Source organism: Rhodoligotrophos sp. CJ14, from assembly GCF_038811545.1.
In the GTDB taxonomy this organism is placed as follows: Bacteria; Pseudomonadota; Alphaproteobacteria; order Rhizobiales; family Im1; genus Rhodoligotrophos; species Rhodoligotrophos ferricapiens.
The window spans coordinates 1,451,483-1,468,704 of sequence record NZ_CP133319.1; the positions used below are offsets into that span (position 1 = coordinate 1,451,483).

Below are 17,222 nucleotides of genomic sequence, written 5' to 3' on the forward strand. Positions count from 1 at the left end.
ATGGAGGCGAAGTCCATGACCAAGAAAAGAACGCTACAGATCGGCGTGACCAATGATCGGAGAAGCAAGGTTTTCATCTATCGGGTGAACTTTGCTGGCTATTATGGTCTCCAAGATAGAAAATTTGCCACTGTCCTAGAGGCCTGCGATGCCGCACTGGCCGCCATTGAAGGTGACGAGCAGGTTGCCGCCAAGATATGGGTCGACGGCATCCGGATGTTCGAGCAGGAAGAGATTTCAGATCTCAGGCGGCTCGTGCAGCGCTCAGCTGCCTAGCGCATTTTCGAGCGAATTGGACACCGGTTGGCGCGCCAAGAATGCGACCAAGCAAGATTTTTGCTTGGTCCGCGATAAGCGGAGCGCCCAGATCTGAGCTGCTAGGCCGATCTGTTCGCCGATCCCGCCCCGTCCCAATTGTTCTAATAGTCCCATTCCACGCCAACGCCGAGCTTGCTGGAGCCGTCGGATCCGACCTCGCCACGCAGCTGGATGCTTCTGGTGACGTTGAAATCCACAACCGCGCTCGACGTGCCGTCGGTGCTCTGCTTCACGCCCACATACACATTGTCGTTGACGTATTTGCCCGCGCTCACCGCGGCCGTGTTCTTTTCGCTATCCCCTGTCACCTCGAGCACGTCGACGCCGAGGCCCTTGCGCAGCTCATCCAGTAGGCCCGGTCCCCCACCGATGCCGCCGAGCTTCGCCACCTCCATCGACAATTGCCCGATCTGCAATGGCGAGAGCTGATCGAGCGGCTTGTCGAACAGCAAGCGTGCCAGCACCTGATCCTGCGGCAAAGGCGGAGTGGACTCGAACGAGAACCGCGGCGCGCTCGCCTTGCCGAGCACACGAACCACGGCCGTGATGTCGCTGGCCTTCGATTGAGCCGCGAAGTTGAGCTCAGGATCGAACGAGCCCAGGAAGTCGACGCGCCCTTCGGTGAAAGTCAGCCGCTTGCCAAGCACGCTGAGCGTACCCTGCCTCAGTTCGAAAGCGCCGATACCGACCGGCGCCGCCGCCGTTCCGGTGATCCGCACGGTGCCGCCCAGCACCACATCGAGCCCGCGGCCGCGAATGAAGACCTGATTGCCCGCATCAACCGTGACATCGAGCGTCAGCGGCAGACCGCCTGAGCTCTCATCCTGCGCCTTCTGCTTCTCGACCCGCGCCTGAATGTCGGCCGGCGCATTGACATGGGTCACCTTGAGATCCGCGATCGACTTCGGCAGCTGCTCTGGGATCGAGATATTCATCCGGCCGATATTGACGCGCCCCCCCAGCACCACCTTGCTCGCGAGCGCGCCCGTCAGCTTGAGATCAGCCCCGATCTCCCCATCCACCATCCGGCGATCATTGATTTTGAAGCCATCGGCGCGAATGCTGATATTGGCTGGCATGCCGGTCGCAGGATCGATGCTGATCGTTCCGCCCGCGCTGATCGTGCCGCCTGCCGATGATTTCGCCTGCGCCGTCTCCAGCACCACCTGCTTCCCATTGAGACGCGCCTGCAGCACGATATCAGTCAGCGTGATGCCAGTTCCCGGATCATTGAAGACGGCCCCCTTCGTGCCGATGGTCCCATTGATGATCGGACTTGCCGCCGGCCCCGCGAAGCGCACATCGACCAAGATATTGCCTTTGACCGTGGCTCCGCTCTGCACCAGCATCTGATTGAGCAGGCTTGCCGGGATGCCACCCGAAAGCTTCACCGCAAGGTCGCCCTGTCCCATCGGTGCGGAACCGCTTGCCCGCAGGTTGAGGTCACCTCCGGTAATGCTGCCATCCACCGAAACGCGATTGTTCTGCGTTGCGCCCTTGGCCTCGATTCTCAGCGGCGGCAGGCCTGCATCCCGCGTTTGCGCAAGCGCGGCATTGCGCCAGTCGAGCTGATAGGTGACGGATGGTGCCGAGGGTGCTCCTTTGATTGTGGCGCTGCCGCTGAGATTTCCAGCAAGGCCAAGATTGGGTGCTGCGATCGCCGCAAGTGACATCGGAACATTCTCGAGCACGGCCCGGAGGTCGAGCGCCTCCCCCGTCTTGCCCGCGAGCACGATGCGGCCTCCGCGTGAGGAGAGCACGGTCTCCGGCAGGCTGACACTGCCGCCGCGCACCGCGATATTCACTGGGCGCGCAAGAGTGAGCGCTTCGCCGCGCGCAGCAATGTTGAGTTTTTCGAGCCCGACATTGATCGCATCACCTGCCATGGCGATGGTCGCCACACTGGCAAGATCAGCCCCGGCGACGCTGGTGCGCAGATCAAGGCGCGTGCTCTCGCCGCTGGCTGTCGCATTCACAGTGACCGCGCCGATCTCGAGCGTGCCGGACTTGGTTCCGATAAGCCTTACGCTTCCCTGCGCAACTGGCGCCGACATCAGCCGGTCGACCCTCGCATCGACGGCAAGCGAGCCGATTTGCGTCGTATCGAACTTGAGGCCGCTGCCCGAGGCATTGATGCTGGCGACCACGTCACCCGCTTGCGGCGTGAATGCCACATTTCCCTTGAGTGAGCCCGCGAGCGGGATCCCGGCGAGCGCCTGGAAGGCCGAGAAATCATCCACATTGATCATGAGCGCGCCGTTCGGCGTGCCATCGGCGGCGACCTGAATACGGCCCGATGCCCGGGCAGCACCATAGACGAAACCGAGATTGTCTAGGCTGGTGACGCCATCCGCACCGCGCGCGATATCGGCTTGCGCATTGAGATCGCGTCCTTGAAACCGCGCCGCCACCGTAAGCCGCCCACCCGGCGCGGCAAGCGCGCCCTCGCCCGCAAACGTGATGCTCGGATTTTCGACAGGCTGCCCCTCCACGGTGAGGCCGCTCCCGGTCAGCTTCAGCGAATACCGCGCCTGTTCGGGGCTCCCCTGCGCATTGACCGCCAGATCGGCGCTACCGCCGAGCCGTGGATTGAGCAGGCCAAGATTCCCGATATGGCCTGTCGCCTTGAGATTGGTCCGGCTGTCATCCAGCACACCGTCTATTGCCGCCGACAATCCCTCGCCCTCGAGCCTCACCCCTTGAATGGTGATGCCGCCATTGGCTTGCTTGGCAGCCGATCCCGACAGCTTCACGATGCCCGGAACGCGCTGCTCGGTTCCATCTTCCGCCGTGACCGCAAGATCACGCATCGTGCCATCGAGGGTCATGGCAAACAGCAGGTCTTTGAAACTGACCCTGCCATTCGCTGAAAGGTTCGCTCCCCCTGAGAGCTGCATGCCGGCAAGGCCCGACAGCGCCGAGAGGTTCTGAACGGCCAGCGACGTCGTGCCATTCAACCCCTCGCCATTGATCGTGCCCACATAGCGAGCCACCCCGGTGCCCAGATTGAGCGCGGCCTCGTCTATCGCCACAACATCCGGGCTCACCCCGAAGCGGCCATCGAGTGTCACGGTCTCGCCGAGCACGCTTTGGAGAGCAGGATCGGCAAGCTTCGGATTTTTGGCGACGATCCTCAGCTTGCCGCGCAGCGCCGTCCAAAGCGAGGCAAGTGAAGCATCCTGGCGCGCGCCTGAGAATGTCGCGGTGATGCTCTCAACCTGACCCTCCGGGGCCGCGATTGCCTGCGCAACAAGATTGGCGGTGACGGGCTGCGGCCCCTCTGCGGCGCCAAGCTCGGCGGTGAGCTTCGCATTCTGCAGCACGAGCGGTGCGCCCGCCCCCAGGGGAAGACTGATCATGCCGCCTTCGGGATCGGCAACTTCGGCGGTGAGCTGTGCGCGGGAAACATTGAGATCGAGATCGCTCGTTCCGGTGAGTTGAAGCCGCGCCCGCCGCGAGGCGAGTTCCGCCCGCTGCAGCGAAAGCGTTCCGCTGGGCACCCAATCAACCTGCGCGATGAACTGGCTCTCGCCTGCGAAAAGCTCCTGCAGTGCTTGCGGCATCAGATATTCGAGACTGCCGCCGATCCCGGCGGTGAGGCGGCGGCCCGCCTCCGACCCTTGGATCTGGACGGACCCGGCGAGCAGCCGCTCGGCCCCTGCATCGAGCGAGAGATCTGCCCGCCAAGAATTGAGCGTTCCTGCCCCGACGATCCGGCCCGCGGTGGCTGGCGCATTCGGCACCCCCATGAGCTTGGCGATAATGCCGCCCTGAGGTTCGCTCAGCTGCGCATCCACGGTCATCGACTGGTCGAGATCGCGATAGCCGAATTTGGCTTCAAGATTGCCCCCGGCTCCATCCCGGCGATCGATGCGGAGCGTGCCCGACAAGCCCTCGCTGGGATTGGTGAGCGCGAGGCTGCCCGCCACCGCCAGCACAGCCGGGGCGCCGAGCACCGGTGCTTCGAGATCGACGCGACGCACCGCGAGCTCATCGAGCTTGATGCCGATGGGAGGCAGCCCGGATGATGAGATCTCCTCTTGTGGCTTGTCCCCCGAGACGGGCAAGCGCGAGACGACGATCTTCTCCGCTGACAGCCGCGAGACATCGACAGTGCCGAACAGGAGCGATAGCGGGTTCCAGCCCAGCGCGAGGTCATGAATGGCAAGCCAGGGACCTTGGCGATCCCGGACCACGATCTCAGTCACCTGCAGCTCGCCGAGGCCCGATCCCCCGACCTCCCCTACGGTCAGGCCGAAATTGTCGCTGGCGGCCAAGTCCTCGGCGAGGCCTGCGATAAAATTACGGCCGGAGTTGGTACCGACGAGCACGCTCACGCTCACCAGCGCAAGCAACAGCACGCCGCCAAGGCCAACCGCTCCCCACTTTACAAACTTGCGAATCATCAGAACGACTGACCTAAGCCAATATAGATGGCGAAATCTGGATCATCTTTGTCCGGATCGAGCGGCACTGCGACATCCAGCCGAATGGGACCGATCGCGGTGAAATAGCGCAGGCCTATGCCCGCGCCGATCTTGCTCACCGTATCGCCCCAGCCCGGCAGCGCACCGCTCGAGACCATTGCCATATCCACGAAGGGCACGATACCGATCGATTTTGTCACTTGTGCGCGCAGCTCGAAGGACGCTTCCGCAAGGCCGCGCCCACCAGTGATTTTGCCGTCACGGCGTGGAGAGACGTTTTGATAGGCATAGCCGCGCAGCGATCCGCCCCCGCCCGCATAGAAGCGCCGCTCCGGCGGCACCCCGGGCAGATCCGTGCCGAAGGTTGATCCCAACGCCACCCGCCCCGCGAGCACATACCGATTTTGAGCATCGATCGGGTAATAGGCGGTCGCATCCACGCGATTGATCGAGAAGGCATTGCCGCGATTGACATCGGCGAGCGGATTGACGGAGGCCACGACCCTGTAGCCCGAGGTCGGGTTCATCACGTCGTTGCGCTGGTCGTAGGAGATCGTGCCATTGAGGCCCGCCAGGCTGTAATCCCGCGAGCCGAATGCATCCTTCGCATGCGAGACCTGCCCTTCGGCACTCAGCGTGCCAACCAGCGTCTCATCGAACCGATGGGAAACGCCGACCCGCCCGCGGAATCCATAAGCGCGATAGCTGTCATTGTCCGGCTTCTCGTGGAACAGGCTGGCCGAGCTGATGAAATCCGTATTGATGCCAAAGGCGGCCGGCTTCACGAATTCCGCCTTGAGCTCATACTGATAGTCATCGAAATCGAGCGATGTGAGCTCGCTCACGGTGGCATCGATACGCAAGCGCTCGGCCTGCCCGAACAGGTTGCGATGCCCCCAATAGGCATTGATCTCCGCTCCATCCACGGTCGAGTAATTGGCCGATGCCCCGATGTAGCGAGGCTTGCGGTCCTCGAGTTGCACGATCAGCGGCAGTGAGCCGTCCGGGTTGAGCCTTTCCGCCTCGACCATCCGCACCTGGTTGAAGACTTCCAGCGCCCGCAGCCGGTCGCGCGCCTTGATCACGGCCTCGGGTGAATAGACATCGCCCGGGTTGATCTCGATGAGGCTGCGCACGAATTCTGGATCGACCCCTTCTGACCCCTCGACCGTGATCTCACCGAAATGGGCCTGTGGTCCCGGATCGATCGTGAGCGCCACATCCAGTGTGCGATTGGCATGGTCCGCGGTGACCTCGCTGCTGGTGATCTTGGCCAGCGGATGTCCCCGGCTGCGCCAGGCGTCCACCAGTTGCAGCTCGGCGGAAAGCACCAGCGACGAGCGAGCGACACGCCCGGGCCGCATTCCATAATCGCCCGGATCGCTGCTGACTTCGCCACCAGGCTGCTGGATCGTCACCCGGCCAAACCGGAATTGCGGTCCGGGACGCACCACCACCTCGATCTTCACCGGCGGGTGCGGCAGCCTGGGCAGGCTGCCGGGCGCCAGATCGGACAGACGCTGGCCGGCAATGGAGGCGTTCACACTGCCGCCGTAGAAGCCCAACGAATAAAGCGCCCCGATCAGCCGCTGCTCGTCAGCCCTCGCCCGTGACACCAGCGCGGCCACATCCTCAGGAGGTGTGTCGCTCTGATTTTCCAGCAAAGACGCCGCCTTGAGCTGGTCGAGCACCTCCTCATCCTCGGGCTCGACCTTGAACTCCACCTCATAGGGAATCGAGCCCTCGGGCGGCTCAGGCTCGAAGATCTTGAAACCGAAAATGTCGAGAGCCTGGGCGGACGGGGGATGTGACAGCACTGCGACGCTGGCAAGCAGGGCCAGCGCCCACTTCTTGACGAGCCTGCGCATTATCGGCCTGCCCCCGCAACGCGCTGGTCACCTCTGCCGGTCCTATCCCTTTCCGGGGCTTCAGACTGCCTCCGCAAAACAATATCCCCTCAAATCGAGATCATACGAACGTCTGGATTAAACGTTCGAGATGTAAGAATAACCTTAAGCTTCTATTTAACTTGTCCCATATTAACGCAGGTCGGGGCATAAATTAGACAGGCAGGCCTCTCCTGAGAGGGTGGCCGGCGCATTCGCAAAAATGTCCAGGAGTCGAGGACAATTCTGCCAATCCGGCGGCAACGCTCCTCCGCGGGCACTGCGTGGATGCCGTCACCCTAGCGGCCAATCACCCGCCACTCAATATTCTATTAACCATGATTAAAGGATGCATCACCGGCCCGCTGTGGCCCGCCCGCGCCATCCGGCAATAGACAGCACACTCACGGTGAACATCAGGTTGATCAAGCCGAAAACTAGGAACACCCCGTGAATGCTGATCCCTGCGCCGATCAGCGCCGCGGCGAGCCCTGTGGCAGCGGCCATGAACAGGGCATTCATGATATTCGCGGCCGCAATGATGCGGGATCGCAGCTCAGGCGGGCTTTCCGACTGCATCAGCGCATACAGCGGTACCACGAAGAGACCCCCGGCGATTGCCATGCCGGTGAGATCCGCCATGACCCGCCAGTGCTGAATGGTGCTGAGGAAATCCATGAAGCCCATAAGCCGCGTTTGAGGGCCGGCAGGCGGCAGGCCGGAGGATGCCCATACGAGGTCCAGCGCACATAAGGTGAGCGCAAGTCCCGCAAGCGGAGCAAGCCTAGCCGATATGGCCCCCCGCAGGAGCCTGTTGCACAGAAGCGATCCAATGGCGATACCGACGGTGAACGCCGCGATCAGCAGGTTGCTCACCGCTTCATCAGCCCCGAGCACCAGCCTGGTGAACGAGGGAAACTGCGCCAGGAACACCGCGCCGATCGCCCAGAACCACGATATGCACAACATCGCCTGCAGGATGACCCGGTCCCGGAAGGCATAGGCCAGCACGGCCTGCGTGGCGCTCAGCAGGTTCCAGTCTATTTTGAGATCGGGAGCAGGCGGCGGTGCCTTTGGAATCGCAAGCGCAACGAGATAGCCGGCGATCGCAGTGACGACCATGGTCGCCGCGACAATGGCAATGCCATGATTTGTCATGACCACCAATCCGCCGAACAGGAGACCAAGCAGGATCGCGAGAAAAGTCCCGGTTTCCACCATGGCATTCCCGCCGACCAGTTCCCGTTCATTGAGATGCTGCGGCAGAATTCCATATTTGATCGGGCCGAAGAAGGTGGCGAGCGTGCCGGACAGAAAGAGCACGGAAAGCATGAAGGCAGCATTCTCAGTGAAAAGGCTCGCGCCTGCCACAATCGCGAAACCGAGCTCCCCTAGCTTTATGGCGCGGACCAGACTGCCCTTGTCGTATTTGTCCGCAAGCTGCCCGGCAAGGGCCGAGAACAAAAAGAAAGGAGCAATGAATAGGGCCGCGGCAACCGTGACCAGAAGCGGCGCGTTGAGATCCTGCTTCACCGCCAGATGAAAGGTGATCAGGATTGCTATCGCGTTGCGGAGAACATTATCGTCGAACGCGCCCAACGCCTGAGTGATGAAGAGCGGCAGAAAGCGCCGTTTGGTCAAAAGTCCGAACTGGCTGTTTTCCATAACCCGCCCCCAAGCTCGATGATTCCTGCAGTCTGCGGCAAGGCGGCGGCCGGGGCAACTCGCCGTGCCTGTTAAGCAGCTCCAAGTACTATATGATTGCACCATAAGGATCAGCGACATGAACAGTGAGCCGCCCAAGGCGCCGAAGCATTTTACACTTTCGCCAGAAGCCCTTCGCTATCGTTGCGACCCGGCGCAGTTCACCTTCAAGACCACCGAAGAACTAGAGGCCGTCGAGGAGCTGATCGGTCAGGACCGAGCGCTTGAGGCGATCCGGTTCGGCACCAGCATCAATCGGCCGGGCTATAATCTCTACCTGCTCGGCGCCCATGGCTCGGGCCGCCACACCGCCATTCGCCGCCTGTTGCAGAAGAAGGCGGCCAATGAGCCCGTCCCCGATGACTGGGTCTATGTCGCCAATTTCCAGATCCCGACCAAGCCGCGGGCGATCCGGCTGCCGCCCGGCACCGCTCTGCGCTTTCGCGATGCGATGGCGAGCCTGATCGATGATCTGCGCACCGACATACCAGCGCTGTTCGAGCAGGAGGACTATCGCAACCGCCGCCGCGCCCTGGACGAGCGCTTCGAAGAGCGCCAGAGCGGCGCTTTCGATGAGCTGAAACAGAAGGCGGCCGCTGAAAACATCTCGATCGTGCGCACCCCCATGGGCTTCGCGCTCGCACCGGTTCGCGACGGGCAGGTGCTGAAGCCTGAGGAGTTCAATGCGCTTCCCGAGGAGCAGCGCGGCCGCATCGAGGAGGTGATCCAGAGCCTGCAGAAGGAGCTCGAAAAGGTCTTGCAGGAGGTCCCGCTGATCGAGAAGGAGCGCCGCGACGCCGTGCGTGCGCTCAATGCGGAATTCGCCGAGCGTGCCGTGGGGGCGTCCATTGACCAGATCGCTCAGCAATTCCCCAAGCACGAAGCGATCCTCGACCACCTCCGCGCCGTGCGGGAGGATCTGGTCAAGAACGCCAACCTGTTCATCGAATCCGTCCAGGAAGACGCCAAGCAGGAGATCGTGTTCCGCGGCCCGAACCGCAACGAGGATCCACGCTTCAGACGCTATATGGTCAATGTCATCGTTGGCCATCAGGGCGAGACCGGCCACGGCCGCCCTCCTCAGGGCGCGCCGGTTATTCAGGAGGATCACCCGACCCTCTACAATCTCGTCGGCAGGATCGAGCACACCGCGCAGTTCGGCGCGCTGACCACCGACTTCACCCTGATCCGGTCCGGCGCGCTGCATCGGGCCAATGGCGGCTATCTCATTCTCGATGTCGCCAAGGTGCTCATGCATCCAATGTCCTGGGATGCATTGAAACGCTCGCTGCGCAGCCGATCGGTCACGATCATCTCGCCTGGCGAGCAGCTTGGCATCATCAGCACCGTCTCGCTCGAGCCGGATCCAATCCCTCTGGACCTCAAGGTGGTGCTGATCGGCGATCGCGTCCTATATTATATGCTGGCGAGCCTGGATCCCGAATTCGGCGACCTCTTCAAGGTCGAGGCCGATTTCAACGAGGAGATCCCGCGCACGCCGGAGAACATGCAGCTCTATGTGCGGCTGATCGCGACAATTGCCCGCTATAGAGGGCTGCGCCCGCTGACGGCGGATGGCGTGTCCCGGGTGATCGAGCAGGCCGTGCGCATGGCCGATGATTCGCGAAAGGTGACGGTACAAACGGCCCGATTGGCGGATCTGATGATGGAGGCGGACTTCTGGGCAGGCGAGGCCGGCCGGCGTGAGATCACCGCCCGCGATGTGTCAAAGGCGGTGGAAGCCAAGATCCGGCGCTCCGATAGGATACGTGAGCTCTCGCAGGAATCGATCACGCGCGACATCGTGCTGATCGACACTGATGGCGCAGCCGTCGGCCAGATCAATGGTCTTGCCGTGACCGCCTATGGCCAGTTCCGCTTCGGCCGGCCCAGCCGCATAACCGCGCGTGTGCGCCTGGGCGCGGGTAAGGTGGTCGACATCGAGCGCGAGTCCGAGCTGGGCGGCAAGCTCCATTCCAAAGGTGTGTTGATCCTCTCCGGCTATCTCTCATCCAATTATGCGCTCGAGGCACCACCCTCCTTGTCGGCCACCCTCGTCTTCGAGCAATCCTACGGCGGCGTCGATGGCGACAGCGCCTCGTCCGCTGAGCTCTATGCCCTGCTTTCGGCCCTGTCCGAGGTGCCCATCGGCCAAAACTTCGCCGTCACCGGCTCCGTCAACCAGTTCGGTGAAGTCCAGGCGATCGGCGGCGTGAACGAGAAGATCGAAGGCTTCTTCGATATCTGCAATGCGCGCGGGTTGACCGGCACCCAGGGCGTGTTGATCCCCAAATCCAACGTCCAGCACCTGATGCTGCGTGAAGACGTGGTGGCCGCCGTTGCCGAGGGCAAATTCCACATTTATCCCATCGAGACGATCGATCAGGGCATCGAGGTGCTGACCGGGCGCCAGGCCGGCAAGCGCGGATCTGATGGCCAGTTCCCTCCGGACACGATCAATGCACTGGTTGAAAAGAAGCTCGAGAGCTATGCCTCGCTCCGCCATCGTTTCGCCGCCGAAAATGGCAAGATGTCAGGCAAGGAGACGCCATCATGACCACTCGATCCGCGCGGTTCCGGCGGATCGTCGTCGGCTTTGACAGCGCCGGAGAACCGCATCTTCTGGTGGAGACCGCAACGAGCATCGCGCGAGCGACCCGCTCGGCCGTTCACGGCGTTTTTGTGGAAGACGCGACCCTGACCACCCTGGCCGACTTGCCTTTCGTAAGGCTGGTGCAGGCGCCTGGCGCAGGCCCTGGCCAGGTGACCCGCGAGCGCATGCAGGCGGCCATTCAGCGCGAGGCAACCGCCTGCGAGAGGGCGCTCTCCCAATCCGCGCGGCGCGCCCGGCTGCATTGGAGCTTCGACCGCGCCCACGGCTTGCTGCGCGATGAGATCGAAACCAGCGCGGAAGCCGAGGATCTCGTTCTTGTGCGCGCAGATCCTCACACTGGAACGACCGTGCTGCAGGCACTTGCCGCCGCCCGCAGCCCGCGTTTCAAAGGCGCGGGGCTGGTGGTCGTGCCACGTTTGGCGCGGCCCGTTCGCGGACCGCTTGCCCTGCTATCGGCTGCGGATAGATTTTCTCCCAATGTGGTCCAATTCGCAGCCTCTTTGGCGGATGCGCGCCGGGAAAATCTTGGCGTGCTGCTCGTGGCCCCGGATGAGGCTGCAATGACACGGCTGGGATCCGAGCTCCACGAGGCAGCTTTGCACCGCCCGATCACGATCTACCGCTTGATCGGCGGTCAACTCAGCCATTTGGCCGGCCTTTTGCGTGAGATTGGCGCATCCTTGGTGACGGCCGACCTCTCCGGCAGCCCGTTCCGTGACGATCCCACCGCTCTGGCACTGCTTTCCGCCGCTGCGGCACCGGTTATTCTCCTTCGCCGGCCGGATAAGCGGGAAGGCATGGGTGATCCGGCGTGATCCGTTCAGTTCACACAGACAGCATATGGCCCGATGCCGGCCATGCGTCGTTGAATGAGGTTGGTGATCCGGTTGGTAAGCCGTCCAGGCTTGCCGGCTGAACGGACCAGCGGATTGGGCAGCACGGCCGCCAGCAATGCGGCTTCCCGCCGGGTAAGATCTTTGGCGCGCTTGCCGAAATGGCGGCGGGCGGCCTCCTCTGCTCCGTAGATGCCCCTGCCGAATTCCGCGATATTGAGATAGACCTCCATCACCCGCCGTTTGGACCAGATGAGGTCGATCCACAAGGCAAGCGGCACCTCGAGCGCCTTGCGCAGATAGGATCGCCCTGGCCACAGGAACAGGTTCTTCGCCGTCTGCATGGTGATGGTGCTCGCGCCACGGGATTCGTCATCCTCGATCACCCGGCTGACCGCCACCCAGTCAATTCCCGAATGCATGCAGAAGCGTTGATCCTCCGACGAGATCACGGCTCGCGCGAGATGGGGCGAGATATCATCCATCGGCACCCAGTCGTAATGGGGAATCACGCCTTGGATGAGACGGATCAGCATGAGCGCCGAGGCTGGTGGCGGCACCACCGCGTAAACAAGCGTGATGAGGTAGGGCAGAAGGAGCAGTCCGCCGATGATCAGCGCCAGCCGCTTCACCAACGCCCGCCTGCCCTGCGCGAGCTTCTGCAAAAGGTGAGGCCGGCGAAACACGCGGCGCAGCCAGCCTGGGCCCGCTCCCGTGCGGTCGATCTCCTCATCCTGTGTCGCGATGATCTCGCTATCGCTCGCCACCTGATCGTCCTGTTCCTCTTTCGAGACCGGCGGTCCCCCTGCTCTATCAAACGACCGGACCTCAAGAGGAAACGAGACTCCTCTCGGAAAATTCCTCATTCCCGATCCGTCGCGATTGCGTGTTGGCCTGCGCCCCCGTATGACAGCACCAGACGAATTCGTGAAGCATGCCTCCAACCAGTTACGGCAAACTACTTTTCGCCGCTGGTCAATCGGAAGATGACTTGACGAAGCCGCTTGAGGGCATGCCCCTCGCTCGGAACAGGAACTTTTCCGGACCGCCCTCCATGTCATTTGAAACACGTTTGAAGGAAACTGCCCGCCAAGTCGATCAGATGCTCGAGCATCTGCTCCCTGTCAGAGGCGCTGCGGCGCCCCGGGTCATCGAAGCCATGCGCTATTCGAGCATCGGCCAGGGCAAGCGCCTCCGGCCGTTCTTCGTGCGGGAAAGCAGCGCCTTGTTCGATGTGGACCCGACGCGCGCCCTACGTGTGGGCACTGCGCTGGAATGCGTGCACTGCTATTCGCTAGTGCATGATGATCTGCCCGCCATGGACGACGACGACCTGCGCCGCGGCAAGCCGACGGCCCACATTGCCTATGATGAGGCGACCGCCATTCTGGCCGGTGACGGCCTGCTCACCTTCGCCTTCGAGATCCTTGCTGATCCCGAAACCCATCCCGACGCGGATATCCGCGCCGAGCTCGTGCTCCATCTCGCACGCGCCGCCGGCGCAGACGGCATGGTCGGCGGACAGATGCTGGACCTGCAGGCCGAGACCAGTGCAACGCCGCTCAAGCTTGACGATATCGTCAAGCTGCAGGCCATGAAGACCGGTGCCCTGTTCCGCTATTCCCTTGAGGCCGGCGCCATCCTCGGTCGCGCGGCTCCCGATGAGCGCCGCGCATTGGTCGGCTATTCCGAGAAGGTGGGCCTTGCATTCCAGATCGCTGACGACCTGTTGGATGCGGAGGGTGACGAAGTGGTCACCGGCAAGCGCACCGGCAAGGATGATGCGGCGGGCAAGGCAACCTTCGTGCAGCTCTTAGGGGTTGAAGGCGCACGCAACAGAGCGCGCGAGCTCGTCGCTGAAGCCTCCGCGCTGCTGGAGCGATTTGGCGCCCGCGGCGACATGCTGCGCGAGGCAGCGAATTTCATCGTCGAGAGGAAGAGCTGAGAGAGGGGCAGAGCACCCTCACTTCAGACGTTGGGATCTCGGAGCAAGCGAGAGCCCTGCCTATTCGGCGGCTCCCGCCATCACCACGCGCTCACCCGCGGGCGCGCCCAGCCCATACCGGCGTTCCACATAAGTCTCGACCAGCTGCCTGAACTGCTCGCCGAGATTTTCACCGCGCAGGGTCATGACCTTCTTGCCATCCACGAAGACGGGCGCAGCCGGAAGCTCGCCGGTACCCGGCAGCGAGATGCCGATATCGGCATATTTGGACTCGCCCGGTCCATTGACGATGCAGCCCATGACCGCGAGCTGCAGGGTCTCGAAGCCCCGATAGGTCTCGCGCCACTCCGGCACGCGCTGCTGGATATAGTCCTGGATCTCCTTCGCGAGCTCCTGGAACACCGTGGAGGTTGTGCGCCCGCACCCGGGGCACGCGATCACTTGCGGTGAGAACGCGCGCAAGCCCATCGCCTGCAGGATCTCCTGGCCGACGCGCACTTCGAGTGAGCGGTCGGCCCCAGGCTCCGGTGTCAGCGAGATGCGGATCGTATCCCCGATGCCTTGCTGAAGCAGCACAGCGAGGCCGGCTGTGGAGGAGACGATGCCCTTCGAGCCCATGCCCGCTTCGGTGAGGCCAAGATGCAGCGCATAGTCGCAGCGCTCGGCCAGCATCTGATAGCAGCGGATCAGATCCTGCACGGTCGACACCTTGTTCGACAGCACGATCTTATTGCGCGGCATGCCGAGCTCTTCGGCGCGGGCTGCTGAGATGAGCGCCGACTGAACCATGGTCTCGTGCATGACCGCGCGCGCGGTCAGCGGCTTGGGCGAGCGCGCATTCTCGTCCATCAGCTTGGTAAGAAGCTCCTGGTCGAGCGAGCCCATATTGACCCCGATCCGCACTGGCTTGTCGAAGCGCAGCGCCGTCTCGATCATCATGGCGAATTGCTTGTCGCGCTTGTCGCGAAAGCCGACATTGCCGGGATTGATCCGATATTTGGCCAGCGCTTCGGCGCAGGCGGGATAATCGGCGAGCAGTTTGTGGCCGATATAATGGAAGTCGCCGATCAGCGGCACGTTGAGGCCGCGCTTCTCGAGCTTCTCCCTGATGTGGGGAACCGCCGCCGCGGCTTCCGGCCGGTCGACTGTGATACGGACGAGCTCTGAACCGGCACGCCACAGCGCGGCCACCTGCCGAGCGGTTGCTTCCGCATCCGCCGTGTCCGTATTGGTCATCGATTGCACGACGATCGGTGTGCCTCCGCCGACCATGACATCGCCGACCATGACGCCGACAGTCTTGTGACGGGGGAGATCCGGAAAATCAGCCATCTTGCATTCCTGGGACTTGAGACCTTGTCTTTGACACGGCCCTGCGACGCTTTCAAGACATACGCTCCGCCCTTTTCTGGACGATTAACGAACGACTGCCCGGTTGGATAGCTACACGGACTGGCTTGATTACTCCCGGCTTGCCGCGCATTGCGTGCAGGTGCCGTTCACCTCGACCACCGGCCGGGCGACCGCGAAGCCCACGCTTTCGGCGGATCGCTTGATGGCGGCGAAGACATCGGCGCCCTGAACCTCCAGCACCATACCGCAACGATCACAGATCAGCAGCACCGCGCGTTCCGCATCCCCATGGTCATGGGTGCAGGCCACATAGGCATTTCGGCTTTCGACCTTGTGAACGAGACCCTGGGCCCGCAGGAAGTCGAGGGCGCGATAGACGGTGATCGGCGCCGGCCGATCGCCCGCCAGCGCCATACGGTCGATGATGTCGTATGCGCCCACCGCTTCGTGTCCGGAGGCGATGATCTCGAGAACCTCGCGGCGCAGTGGCGTGAGGCGCGCACCTGCGCGTGCGCAGGAGCGCTCCGCCCGGGCGATGGTCTCGCCCACACAGGCCGCGTGATCATGATCGGATGAAGGAAAATCGGTATGCGCCATGGATGCTCCGTTCTTCCGTTATAATATTACGCAGCCCCGGGTGGTTCAACGTGGCGGGCGTAATTTGACGCAAGTCCGTTCAGCACCCCATTGAATCGCTCAATGGGCGCCTGTTCGCGAATGAGCCCGAGCGGGACGGAGAAATGGCCGCGCCGCCAGGTGAACCGGTTCTCAGGCGGCACCTGCCATCGGTCGAGCAGGTGGGCCGCGCTGAGATAAGGCGTGATCTCGTCATCGCGCCCATTGAGGGCAACGATCAGGTCCGGCGGCACCGTTGGTTCCTCCCAAGGGTCGGTCACAGCGAGAAAAGGCGACATCGCCTCGAAATCCCAACCTGCCTCCCGAACCAGCTCCCGCCCGCCCCAGATATCAATGAGCTCCCCCAGAAAAACATGCCACAAACTGGCACAATGAGTGATCAGGAAAAGTGCATCGGGCCAGAAGGCGCGGGGCCAATACTGGGATTTGGTCGCGACCATCTGCGCCGTCAGCGCCCCCAGGCTGATCCCGCCGACGGCGACTGGCCCTGTGGAGGTGGCCTTCGCCCAGCGCAACAGAATGGCCCATTCGAGCACCGCCGAAATCAGCCCGGTGAACGCGGTGAGCGGCATCCGCGCGGCGAACGCCTCGCCCGAATAGAGCCCCGGCGGGATGCGCCGCCCATGCCATGGTGCCTCCGGCCAGATCACCCGGATGCCCGCTTGCACATGCGGGATGGCTCCTGATTTCAACCCCTTCCAATGGTCGAAATCCATGCCCATTCCATGCCCGAAGATGAGGGTCGGGGGATTGATGATCCCACGCGGCTCATAGACCCAGGCCGTGACGTAATCTCCCGTTGCAGAACATGGCGAGCGGAAGCTGATCCAGTACTGCCGGCCGATTGCCCCTTCGAGCGGCGCCGAGGTCAGGACCGGCGTCTCCGCGGGCATGCGATAGAGGGCTTCCTCATCAAAGCCGCCGAGAGCATCGAAAGCCGTGCGCGCTTCGGCTGGGGTCGGGATCTCCCGTTTGGCGGCCGGCACCCTATGGCGGTAGCGCAGCCGGCCGAAGCGGCGGAACAGAAGATTATGCGCATGTGCCGCATCGAGCCGCTCCGTCTCGATGGTTGCCATGAGGCCTGGCGCGGCCGCACCCCGACCGAACGAGCAGTCTTCCCAGCGTGCTTCCGCCAGCGCGCGCCGTCGGCGGGCATCGGCCATCTCGGCGAGGAGGCGCCTGATCTCGGATTTCCCCAAGAGCAGCGGCCCGGCGCCCACCTCCTCGAGGAACTTGTTCACATCCGTGCCCGCCGCATTGGCGGCCGCCCATTGCCGGAACCGCGGCAGATAGCTCCGTTTGAGGCCCGCCATGGCGAGCCGATCGAACCACGGCCGCGCAATAAACTTGCCTGTGGGCCCCCTTACCAGATTCAGTATTATACGATTGTTCATCAGCCAGAGCCGCCCCATCTCGACTGGCTAAGGACTATTACATCCGGTGTTTCCAGCAAGCCGTGCTAATTGGGTTTGCGTCAACCCCAGCGCGCGGCTCCAGGCGATTTTC

General features: G+C 62.8%; 11 protein-coding genes. 4 read left to right on the forward strand and 7 right to left on the reverse strand.

What is annotated here, in order from left to right; translation table 11 throughout:
* Positions 1-15 precede the first annotated feature (15 nt).
* The gene (locus tag RCF49_RS06670; protein ID WP_342643255.1) at positions 16-276 is read left to right on the forward strand and encodes a hypothetical protein; all 261 of its coding nucleotides are present in this window, start codon (positions 16-18) and stop codon (positions 274-276) included.
* Positions 277-419: 143 nt separating this feature from the next.
* Here RCF49_RS06670 and RCF49_RS06675 read toward each other — a convergent pair whose 3' ends face one another.
* The 3 genes from RCF49_RS06675 to RCF49_RS06685 all read right to left on the reverse strand — a co-directional run bounded on the left by RCF49_RS06675 (position 420) and on the right by RCF49_RS06685 (position 8,296).
* Positions 420-4,724, reverse strand: a complete 4,305-nt coding sequence (locus tag RCF49_RS06675; RefSeq protein WP_342643256.1) for a translocation/assembly module TamB domain-containing protein — start codon at positions 4,722-4,724, stop codon at positions 420-422.
* Positions 4,724-6,613 carry an autotransporter assembly complex protein TamA gene (locus tag RCF49_RS06680; protein WP_342643257.1) on the reverse strand — a complete coding sequence of 630 codons (1,890 nt, stop codon included), beginning with the start codon at positions 6,611-6,613 and terminating at the stop codon, positions 4,724-4,726. The genes RCF49_RS06675 and RCF49_RS06680 overlap by 1 nt, the downstream gene beginning before the upstream one ends.
* 372 nt (positions 6,614-6,985) lie before the next feature.
* Positions 6,986-8,296: an MFS transporter gene (locus RCF49_RS06685; protein WP_342643258.1), complete on the reverse strand. Its 1,311-nt coding sequence runs from the start codon at positions 8,294-8,296 to the stop codon at positions 6,986-6,988.
* 118 nt (positions 8,297-8,414) lie between these two features.
* On the opposite strand from RCF49_RS06685, the gene RCF49_RS06690 reads away from it, so the two are divergent.
* On the forward strand, positions 8,415-10,892 hold the full coding sequence (locus RCF49_RS06690) for a Lon protease family protein (protein WP_342643259.1): 2,478 nt from the start codon (positions 8,415-8,417) through the stop codon (positions 10,890-10,892).
* Positions 10,889-11,764, forward strand: coding sequence for a hypothetical protein (locus RCF49_RS06695; protein WP_342643260.1), 876 nt, complete (start codon positions 10,889-10,891; stop codon positions 11,762-11,764). Before RCF49_RS06690 ends, RCF49_RS06695 begins: the two co-directional genes overlap by 4 nt.
* 5 nt (positions 11,765-11,769) lie before the next feature.
* Here RCF49_RS06695 and mtgA read toward each other — a convergent pair whose 3' ends face one another.
* Positions 11,770-12,549 (reverse strand): monofunctional biosynthetic peptidoglycan transglycosylase, encoded by a 780-nt coding sequence (gene mtgA, locus RCF49_RS06700; RefSeq protein ID WP_342643261.1) that lies wholly within the window; start codon positions 12,547-12,549, stop codon positions 11,770-11,772.
* A gap of 287 nt (positions 12,550-12,836) precedes the next feature.
* On the opposite strand from mtgA, the gene RCF49_RS06705 reads away from it, so the two are divergent.
* A complete protein-coding gene (locus tag RCF49_RS06705; RefSeq protein ID WP_342643262.1) occupies positions 12,837-13,727 on the forward strand; it encodes a polyprenyl synthetase family protein in 891 nt (296 codons plus the stop codon).
* 60 nt (positions 13,728-13,787) lie between these two features.
* On the opposite strand, the gene ispG is transcribed toward RCF49_RS06705, so the two are convergent.
* The 3 genes from ispG to RCF49_RS06720 all read right to left on the reverse strand — a co-directional run bounded on the left by ispG (position 13,788) and on the right by RCF49_RS06720 (position 17,029).
* Entirely contained in the window at positions 13,788-15,059 is a 1,272-nt protein-coding gene (gene ispG, locus RCF49_RS06710) for a flavodoxin-dependent (E)-4-hydroxy-3-methylbut-2-enyl-diphosphate synthase (protein ID WP_342643263.1), read from the reverse strand.
* Between the two features lie 129 nt (positions 15,060-15,188).
* Complete coding sequence (locus tag RCF49_RS06715) at positions 15,189-15,677, reverse strand: transcriptional repressor (RefSeq protein WP_342643264.1); 489 nt, start codon at positions 15,675-15,677, stop codon at positions 15,189-15,191.
* Between the two features lie 26 nt (positions 15,678-15,703).
* Positions 15,704-17,029: an alpha/beta fold hydrolase gene (locus tag RCF49_RS06720; protein WP_342643265.1), complete on the reverse strand. Its 1,326-nt coding sequence runs from the start codon at positions 17,027-17,029 to the stop codon at positions 15,704-15,706.
* Between the last annotated feature and the right edge of the window lie 193 nt (positions 17,030-17,222).

What these genes read in the sequence shown, in the direction of transcription:
- RCF49_RS06670 (WP_342643255.1), top strand. Translation starts at nt 16, where the DNA reads ATGACCAAGAAAAGAACGCTACAGATCGGCGTGACCAATGATCGGAGA.
- RCF49_RS06675 (WP_342643256.1), bottom strand. Translation starts at nt 4,724, where the DNA reads ATGATTCGCAAGTTTGTAAAGTGGGGAGCGGTTGGCCTTGGCGGCGTG.
- RCF49_RS06680 (WP_342643257.1), bottom strand. Translation starts at nt 6,613, where the DNA reads ATGCGCAGGCTCGTCAAGAAGTGGGCGCTGGCCCTGCTTGCCAGCGTC.
- RCF49_RS06685 (WP_342643258.1), bottom strand. Translation starts at nt 8,296, where the DNA reads ATGGAAAACAGCCAGTTCGGACTTTTGACCAAACGGCGCTTTCTGCCG.
- RCF49_RS06690 (WP_342643259.1), top strand. Translation starts at nt 8,415, where the DNA reads ATGAACAGTGAGCCGCCCAAGGCGCCGAAGCATTTTACACTTTCGCCA.
- RCF49_RS06695 (WP_342643260.1), top strand. Translation starts at nt 10,889, where the DNA reads ATGACCACTCGATCCGCGCGGTTCCGGCGGATCGTCGTCGGCTTTGAC.
- RCF49_RS06705 (WP_342643262.1), top strand. Translation starts at nt 12,837, where the DNA reads ATGTCATTTGAAACACGTTTGAAGGAAACTGCCCGCCAAGTCGATCAG.
- ispG (WP_342643263.1), bottom strand. Translation starts at nt 15,059, where the DNA reads ATGGCTGATTTTCCGGATCTCCCCCGTCACAAGACTGTCGGCGTCATG.
- RCF49_RS06715 (WP_342643264.1), bottom strand. Translation starts at nt 15,677, where the DNA reads ATGGCGCATACCGATTTTCCTTCATCCGATCATGATCACGCGGCCTGT.
- RCF49_RS06720 (WP_342643265.1), bottom strand. Translation starts at nt 17,029, where the DNA reads ATGGCGGGCCTCAAACGGAGCTATCTGCCGCGGTTCCGGCAATGGGCG.